Consider the following 7,497-nt stretch of genomic DNA (forward strand, 5'->3'; position numbering starts at 1 on the left):
CTGGGTATCAACTTGCCGCCTTGGAAGTCTTCATCCCCTCCGGTGGCGAAGCCCGATCTGATTTGCCAAAAGTATCAGAGGGTTCTCTACTGTGCATGGGGTTGTTTTCGCAGTTTTTGGTGTCGAGTCCTCAGCGAAGCGCACACGGCACGCTCAAAAAGCCTCGAAACCGCACCCGTCCGCCCCGCACCGGCTGGCCGCTCACGGCGTAGTCCGGGAAGCGCGCCAGGAAGCGCGAGATCGCAATCGCGCCTTCGAGCCGCGCCAGCGCCATGCCGGCGCATTGATGCGCGCCGGTGGCGAAGGCGAGATGCCGGTTCGGCGTGCGGGCGATGTCGAAGCTTTCAGGGTCCGGAAACTGCGCAGGATCGCGGTTGGCCGCCCCGATGCACAGCGTCACCGACGTGCCGGCATCGAGCGTGACGCCGCCGAGCTCGACCTTTTCCGTGGTCATGCGGTTGCCGAGCTGGTTGGAGCTCTCGTAGCGCAGCATCTCTTCGACGGCGGTCTTGATCATGTCGGGACTGCCGATCAGCCGCCGCTTCTGGTCGCGATTGCGGTCCAGCGCCACGAGGCCGTTGCCGATCAGATTGGTGGTGGTCTCGTGGCCGGCATTGAGCAGGAAGATGCAATTGTGCAGCAGCTCCTTCTCGGTCAGCCGCTCGCCATTCTCCTCACCCTGGATCAGGCGCGTCAGAACATCGCGCTCGGGATTGCCCGGCTTGTCGCGCCGGCGTGCCACCAGCGTCTGGAGATAGCTGAGAAAATCCGTCACCGCCTTGTTGCCGCGGGCGGCGACCTCGGGCGACACCACAGGTTCGAGCGCACCAAGGATCGCCAGCGACCAGTCGCGCAGCGGCCCGCGTTCCTCATGAGGCACGTCGAGCAGATTGCCGATCACCTCGATCGGGATGGACGCCGCGAAATCCTCGATCAGCTCGCAAGCCCCTTTGGCCGCGACGGCGTCGAGCAAGCCGTCCACCAGCTTGACGATGTCAGACTCCATGCCGGCGATCGCGCGCGGCGACAGCGCGCCCATGATCAGGCGACGTACGCGGGTATGCGCCGGCGGATCGTTGAAGACGAGGCTGGTGGTGTGATGTTCGTAGAGCGGGGTGTCGCCGTATTTCGGCGCGAACTCGCGCTTCTTGTCCGAGCTGAACGACTTGGTGTTCTTGTAGGTGGTGACGAGATCGTCATAACGGGTCAGGAACACGGTGCCGTTCGGCAGGCGCTTGACCGGCTCGTTCTCCCGCAGTGCACGATAGGTCGGGTAGGGGTCGTCGTAAAATTCCGGCGTCAGCTTCTCGAGGTCGAAGCTTGCCGCCAGCGCCTTCGCATCTGCGTTCATCCCGTTATACTCGCCGGTTAAAGCCGTTATGCCGTTTTTGTTGTTCTGGTCGGCGCATGCATGCGTCTACAGTCTTCCCACCTTGCTAGCCGACCGGACAGGAAAATGCACGCACGCGCTGACGCTGCCGACACGGCGCCGAATTGGCCCGACGATATTTTCGCGACCCTGCAACGCTTCGATATCAGGCAGGTGCCTTACGTGCCGGATGCCGGCCATTCGAGGCTGATCCAGCGCGTGCTGGCCTCATCCACCATGCGCGGCATTCCGCTCACGACGGAGGAGGAGGGCGTGGCGCTTCTCGCCGGCGCCTGGGCCGGCGGACAGCGCGGCGTCTTGCTGATGCAGTCGAGCGGCGTCGGCAATTGCATCAACATGCTGTCGCTGATCCCGATCCTGCGCTTCCCCTTCCTCACGCTGGTGACCATGCGCGGCGAGTGGGGCGAGTTCAATCCGTGGCAGGTGCCGATGGGATCGACCACGCAGGGCGTGTTCGAACTGTCGGGTGTCCAAGTGCTGCGGGCCTCGAACGCAGCCGAGGTGCCGGCCGTGCTCGAAGCCGCTGCGTCGCAAGCCTACAACGCGCTCACGCCTACCGCCGTCCTTCTGTCGCAGCGCCTGATCGGCGCCAAGGTTTTCACCAAATGAGCAAGGCCAATCTCCTCGACCGTCGGCAGGTGGTGTCCACGTTGCTCGCGAACCGCAAGGACGTCGTCGCGATCGGCGGCCTCGGGGCCTCGACCAACGACATGTGCGCGGCCGGCGACCACGCCCGCAATTTCTACCTTTGGGGCGGCATGGGCGGCGCCGCGATGATCGGGCTGGGGCTCGCCCTAGCGCAGCCAAAACTGCCGGTATTGGTCATCACCGGCGACGGCGAGATGCTGATGGGCATGGGCAGCCTGGCCACCATCGGGCTGCAAAAGCCTCCCAACCTCTCGATCGCAGTGCTCGACAACGAGGCCTACGGCGAGACGGGCGGCCAGACCAGCCACACCTCGGCCGCCGCGGATCTCGTCGGCGTCGCCAGGGCCTGCGGCATTGGGGATAGCCGGGCGGTCACGACCATGGCCGAGGTCGAGGCCTTTGCCAAAGCCGTTCACGACGTCTCTGCCGGGCCGCGTTTTGCCAATATGAAGATCGACAGCGCCAGCCTGGAGCGGATTTTGCCAAGCCGGGATGGGACTTACATCCTCAACCGGATCCGCGGCGACCTCGGCTTCCAGCCAATCTAGGGCGGGCCCTGTCCAGTCCCACCGGCGCCCAAGTCCTGCGCGCGGGCCGTGCAGGCGGGGGCAATTTCGACTAAATTAACAACGCATTCAGGTTGCGATGCAACATAGTGCTTGACTTTTGCGTGGGTGAGTGCTTACTCACTAGCATGAGCTCATTGCGTATGACGAGCGACCTGAGGCGTCAATTGATCCTCGGAGCCGCGAAACGCTGCTTTGCCCGACATGGCTATACCGGCACCACGACCAAGAGCGTGGCGGCCGCCGCTGCCATTTCCGAGGCGTTGCTGTTCAAGCATTTCCCGTCCAAGGCGGCTCTCTACGCCGAAATCCTCAGCGACGAATGCGAGGCGGACCCGGCGCTCACCGAGCTTCTCGAGCGGGAGCCTTCGACCGCCACGCTGGTCGAGGTGATCCGCGGCATGGTCGAGCATTTCCTGCACATCGCTGATGGTCCCGATCAGGAAGAGGCCCAGCGCCTGCGGCTGATGGCCACCAGCCACTTGGATGATGGCGAATTCGCCCGTTTGCTGTATGCCAAGATCGAGACGCTGATCGGGGCGATTTTCGTCTCCTCGCTCGAACGTGCCGTTGCCGCCGGGGACGCGCGGCTATGCAGCGGCGATCCGCTCAATCTGTTCTGGTTTGCGCATCACTCGGTGATGACTGCGGCGCTGACCAGGCTGCCCGCCACGCCTTGCCTCGCTTACGGCAAGGCTGAAGACCTCGAGCGGCAGCTGTGTGAGTTTCTCCTGAGGGGTATCGGACTTAACGACGCCGCAATTGCTTCGCATCTGGGCCACAATCAGGCCGCGGATGCCGGCAAGGCGGCGATTGCAGAGAGTGCATGACATGAACATCGTAACCGAACACAAGATTTCGGGCGAACCGATCGACAACAAGGCTCCCAAGCGTCCGGTCCGGCCGGTGCTCTGGTTCATCATCGTCGGCACGCTCCTGGCGGTGCTGGTCGGCGGCCTCGTCTGGTTCAACTATTTCCGCGGCCAGATGATCAAGCAGTTCTTCGCCAACAACAAGCCGCCGCCGACCGCTGTCAGCGCGGCAGAGGCCAAGTCCGAGGTGGTGCCGAACTTGCTCACCGCGGTCGGCGGCCTCGTCGCCGTGCACCAGGTCGACGTCAGTGCCGACGTCAACGGCCGCGTCACCGAGATCAAGTTCGCGCCGGGCACGCGCGTCGAAGCCGGCACGCCGCTGGTCCAGCTGTTCGACGCGCCGGAGCAGGGCGACCTTGCCAATTACAAGGCCCAGGCGACCGTCGCGCAGCTGTCGCTTGATCGTGCCAAGCAGCTGGCCGCGCGCCAGTTCGGTCCGCAGGCGACCGTCGATACCGCGCAGGCCGCCTACGACCAGGCGCAGGCCGGCATCGCCAAGACCGAGGCGCTGATCTCGCAGAAGCTGGTGCGCGCACCGTTCTCCGGTGATCTCGGCGTCCGCAAGGTCGAGGTCGGTCAGTATCTGACGGCGGGTACGGCGATCGTGTCGTTGACCGATCTGTCGGAGCTGTGGGCCAACTTCACCGTGACGGAAAAGGATTCCGGCAGCCTCAAGGTCGGCCAGACTGTCAAGTTGAAGGTCGATGCCTATCCGGGCCGCATCTTCGAAGGCAAGATCACCACGATCGAACCGCAAATCTCGACCGACACCCGCAATATCCGCGTGCAGGCGACGATCGCCAATCCGGAGAAGATCCTGAAGCCCGGCATGTTCGTGACCACCACGGTGGTGCTGCCGGACAAGCCGGCCGTGATCACCGTTCCGGAGACGGCGGTCGACTACACGCTGTACGGCGACTCGGTGTTCGTGATCACCGAGAAGAAGGAAGCCGACGGCAAGACCAGCCTGTCCGCGGTGCGCACCTTCGTGCAGACCGGCAACCGGGTCGAAGGTCGCGTCGAAATCATCAAGGGCGTGAAGGCGGGCGACAAGGTCGTCGCCGTCGGCCAGCTCAAGCTGCAATCGGGCGCGGCGGTGTCGATTTCGACCGACCCGGCTCCGCAGATCCCGGCGCAGCCGCCGCGCTACTGACCCTCTGCATTCAAGTGATCCGGCTCGGCCGGATCACTTTCCTTGAGATACAGAAATCGAGATCGCCGCGATGCGCTTCACCGACATTTTCATCAAGCGACCGGTCCTGTCGGTCGTCGTCAGCCTGCTGATCCTGCTGATCGGCCTGCGCGCGGCGATGGTGCTGCCGATCCGGCAATATCCCAAGCTTTCGAACACGGTCATCAACATCACGACCGTCTATCCCGGCGCGTCCGCGGACCTGATCCAGGGCTTCATCACGACGCCGATCGAGCAGGCCGTCGCCTCGGCTGAAGGCGTCGACTACATGACCTCGTCCTCGGTGCTCGGTACCTCGACGATCCAGGTGTACATCAAGCTGAATTTCGATCCGAACCAGGCGCTCACCGAGGTGCTGGCCAAGACGAATTCGGTCAAATATCTGATCCCGAAGGAATCCAACGACCCGATCGTGACCAAGACCACGGGCCAGACCACGGCCGTGATGTATCTCGGCTTTTCGTCCGAAGAGCTGTCGGGCTCGGCGATCTCGGATTATCTGACGCGCGTGGTGCAGCCGGTGTTGTCGACGGTCGACGGCGTCGCCTCGGCCGACATTCTCGGCGGCCAGACCTTTGCAATGCGGCTGTGGCTCGATCCCTTGAAGATGGCGGGCCGCAACGTGTCGCCGGCCGACGTCGCCGCGGCGATCCAGGCCAACAACTTCCAGTCCGCGGCGGGGCAGACCAAGGGCTATCTGATCGTTTCCAACATTTCCACGAACACAAGCCTCACTGACGTCAACCAGTTCCGGAAGATGATCGTCAAGGCCAAGGACGGCGGCTTCGTCCGGATGGAGGACATCGCCACGGTCGAGCTGGCCGCGCAGAGCACGGATGCGAGCGTCGCCTTCAACGGCGAGCATGCGATCTTCATCGGCGTGAACGCGACGCCGCAAGGCAACCCGCTGACTCTGGTCAAGGGCGTGCGCGCGCTGTTCCCGGAGCTCGAGCGCAATCTGCCGCCGTCGATGAAGATGAAGGTTGCCTACGATTCGACCAAGTTCATCCAGTCCTCGATCGACGAGGTCGAGAAGACGCTGGGCGAAGCCGTGATCATCGTGATCGTGGTCATCTTCCTGTTCCTGGCCTCGCTCCGCTCGGTCATCATTCCGGTTGTCACGATTCCGCTGTCGATGATCGGCGTCTGCACCCTGATGCTGGCGCTAGGCTTCAGCTTCAACCTGCTGACGCTGCTGGCGATGGTGCTGGCGATCGGCCTCGTGGTCGACGACGCCATCGTCGTGGTGGAGAACATCCATCGCCATCTGGAGGAGGGCAAGACGCCGGTCCAGGCGTCGCTGGAAGGGGCGCGTGAAATCGTCGGCCCGATCATCTCGATGACCATCACGCTCGCCGCGGTGTACGCGCCGATCGGCTTCCTTGGCGGCCTCACCGGTTCGCTGTTCCGCGAGTTCGCTTTCACGCTTGCGGGATCAGTGATCGTGTCGGGCGTGATCGCGCTGACGCTGTCGCCGATGATGTGCTCGGTGCTGCTCAAGAACACCGAAGAAGGCCGCTTCGCCAAGCTCGTCAACAAGGTGTTCGGCGCGCTGACGCGATGGTACGGCCGCAGGCTCGACCGTTCGCTGGATTACAAGGCGATTACCGGCCTGTTCGCGATCACGATCCTCGGGCTCGTCGGCTTCCTCTATATGCACACCTCGAAAGAGCTGGCGCCTGAAGAAGACCAGGGCATCGTGTTCGCGGTGACCAAGGCGCCGAAATACGCCAATATCGATTATGTCGATTTCTATGGCGAGAAGCTCGACAAGGAATTCGAGAAATTCCCCGAGACCGATCTGCGCTTCGTGCTGAACGGCATCAACGGTCCGCAGGGCGGCATCGCCGGCATGCTGCTCAAGCCCTGGGACGAGCGCAAACGTTCGGCGATCCAGCTGAAGCCGCTGGTGCAGGCCGAACTCTCCAAGATCGAGGGCGTGCAGGCGTTCGCGTTCAACCTGCCGCCGCTGCCGGGCGGACCGGGCGGTCTGCCGGTGCAGATGGTGATCAATTCCACCGCGGGTTTCCAGACGGTCTTCGAGCAGATGGAGAAGCTGAAGGACTCTGCGCGCAAGAGCGGCATGTTCATCGTCTCCGACAGCGATCTCGCCTACAACCAGCCGAACGTGGAGGTCACGATCGACCGTACCAAGGCGCAGGATCTCGGCGTCAACATGCAGAACCTCGGCAGCACGCTGGCCGTGCTGCTGGGCGGCAACTACATCAACCGCTTCAATCTCGAGGGCCGTTCCTATCAGGTGATCCCGCAGGTGCCGCGCAGCAGCCGGCTGTCGCCGGAATCGCTCGGTGGCTATTACGTGACGACCAACACGGGCCAGCAGCTGCCACTGTCGACCGTGGTCTCAGTCAAGACCAAGACCGCCCCGAATTCGCTGACCCACTACAACCAGCTCAATTCGGCGACGTTCTCGGCCGTGCCGATGCCCGGCGTGACGGTCGGTGCGGCGGTGGACTTCCTCGAGGGCGAGGCGAAGAAGCTGCCGGCCGGCTTCAGCCACGACTATCTCGCGGACTCCCGGCAGTACGTGCAGGAAGGCAATCAGCTCGCGATCACCTTCGGCTTCGCGCTGATCATCATCTTCCTGGTGCTGGCTGCGCAGTTCGAGAGCTTGCGTGACCCGTTGGTGATCATGATCTCGGTGCCGATGGCGATCGTCGGTGCGCTGATCCCGCTGTTCTTCGGCGTGGCGACCATGAACATCTATACCCAGGTCGGTCTGCTCACCCTGGTCGGCCTGATCACCAAGCACGGCATCCTGATGGTGGAGTTCGCCAACGAGCTCCAGGTCAACGAGCGGCTCGACCC

The 7,497-nt window shown here is 63.4% G+C and carries 6 protein-coding genes; 5 read left to right on the forward strand and 1 reads right to left on the reverse strand.

What is annotated here, in order from left to right:
• Positions 1-130: 130 nt before the first annotated feature.
• Complete coding sequence (locus IC66_RS0106265) at positions 131-1,351, reverse strand: cytochrome P450 (protein ID WP_038947041.1); 1,221 nt, start codon at positions 1,349-1,351, stop codon at positions 131-133.
• Between the two features lie 105 nt (positions 1,352-1,456).
• Here IC66_RS0106265 and IC66_RS0106270 point away from each other — a divergent pair, with 105 nt between their 5' ends.
• The 5 genes from IC66_RS0106270 to IC66_RS0106290 all read left to right on the forward strand — a co-directional run.
• Positions 1,457-1,999, forward strand: coding sequence for a phosphonopyruvate decarboxylase (locus tag IC66_RS0106270; protein WP_028143453.1), 543 nt, complete (start codon positions 1,457-1,459; stop codon positions 1,997-1,999).
• A complete protein-coding gene (locus IC66_RS0106275; protein WP_028143452.1) occupies positions 1,996-2,586 on the forward strand; it encodes a thiamine pyrophosphate-dependent enzyme in 591 nt (196 codons plus the stop codon). The genes IC66_RS0106270 and IC66_RS0106275 overlap by 4 nt, the downstream gene beginning before the upstream one ends.
• A gap of 161 nt (positions 2,587-2,747) precedes the next feature.
• A complete protein-coding gene (locus IC66_RS0106280) occupies positions 2,748-3,434 on the forward strand; it encodes a TetR/AcrR family transcriptional regulator (protein WP_028143451.1) in 687 nt (228 codons plus the stop codon).
• A 1-nt stretch (position 3,435) separates the two neighbouring features.
• Complete coding sequence (locus tag IC66_RS0106285) at positions 3,436-4,629, forward strand: efflux RND transporter periplasmic adaptor subunit (protein WP_028143450.1); 1,194 nt, start codon at positions 3,436-3,438, stop codon at positions 4,627-4,629.
• A 70-nt stretch (positions 4,630-4,699) separates the two neighbouring features.
• The coding region (locus tag IC66_RS0106290; protein WP_038947042.1) for an efflux RND transporter permease subunit at positions 4,700-7,497 on the forward strand (2,798 nt) is incomplete at its 3' end.

The sequence above is a fragment of the Bradyrhizobium genomosp. III genome (assembly GCF_000261705.1).
Classification (GTDB): domain Bacteria; phylum Pseudomonadota; class Alphaproteobacteria; order Rhizobiales; family Xanthobacteraceae; genus Bradyrhizobium; species Bradyrhizobium ottawaense.

What these genes read in the sequence shown, in the direction of transcription:
- IC66_RS0106285 (WP_028143450.1), top strand. Translation starts at nt 3,436, where the DNA reads ATGAACATCGTAACCGAACACAAGATTTCGGGCGAACCGATCGACAAC.
- IC66_RS0106270 (WP_028143453.1), top strand. Translation starts at nt 1,457, where the DNA reads ATGCACGCACGCGCTGACGCTGCCGACACGGCGCCGAATTGGCCCGAC.
- IC66_RS0106265 (WP_038947041.1), bottom strand. Translation starts at nt 1,351, where the DNA reads ATGAACGCAGATGCGAAGGCGCTGGCGGCAAGCTTCGACCTCGAGAAG.
- IC66_RS0106275 (WP_028143452.1), top strand. Translation starts at nt 1,996, where the DNA reads ATGAGCAAGGCCAATCTCCTCGACCGTCGGCAGGTGGTGTCCACGTTG.
- IC66_RS0106280 (WP_028143451.1), top strand. Translation starts at nt 2,748, where the DNA reads ATGACGAGCGACCTGAGGCGTCAATTGATCCTCGGAGCCGCGAAACGC.